The organism is Oleiphilus sp. HI0043 (assembly GCF_001634935.1).
This window is the reverse complement of sequence record NZ_LWEY01000740.1, coordinates 1-624: the sequence shown is the minus strand read 5'-3', so window position 1 is coordinate 624 and position 624 is coordinate 1. Positions and strand designations below refer to the sequence as shown.

Below are 624 nucleotides of genomic sequence, written 5' to 3'. Positions count from 1 at the left end.
TCGCTGCTCTCTGTGGGCTACCGAGCTCTATAAAGCAGTTTGCTCTATAAAAAGTCCAACGCTGTTTATCATCTAGTGACAGCTTATTCTTTAGTCCCTTGAATGACTTAAGCGCATTAATACAATCGTTATCGTTATAGTAGACTTCACCAAGCGTAAATCGCTCAGAATCACTAAGTTTGTTTTTTTGCTTGCCATTGATATCTAACAGCTTACGCGCTTTGTTAGACATGCTATAACCATGTAAGGCTGCGTTATAGTCGGCAGGATATTTTGAAATATAAGGCTCGTTCATCATCGCCAGTGCATTGAAGACGTCACCGCTATTTAGCTTGAATTTGACCATGCCCTCGTAGAGTTCTTCTGGAATGCCTTTGCTTTGGCTGGCGGCAAGTACAACTGTTGGAACAGATAGCAGAATAGAAAGAGTCAGGCACGCAAGAGCAAAGCTAAAAAGTTTGGTACATTGCAAGGCAACATAACGAGATGAGAACTGAAGAATACTACCTGACATAGAAAGCATGATGACAGCTACCATTGCTTAACTTTGAACAAGGGCTCTCGCTTACCAGCACTTTCAATAACTTCCATCTGTATGTATTTAGCCTTATTTTCCTTAGTGAA

Annotated in this window: 1 protein-coding gene; it reads right to left on the bottom strand. The window is 41.0% G+C overall.

Going from position 1 to position 624, the window contains the following annotated elements:
- Positions 1-538 (bottom strand): hypothetical protein (locus tag A3729_RS08575; protein ID WP_156497814.1); only part of this gene is annotated, 538 nt, incomplete at its 3' end.
- Between the last annotated feature and the right edge of the window lie 86 nt (positions 539-624).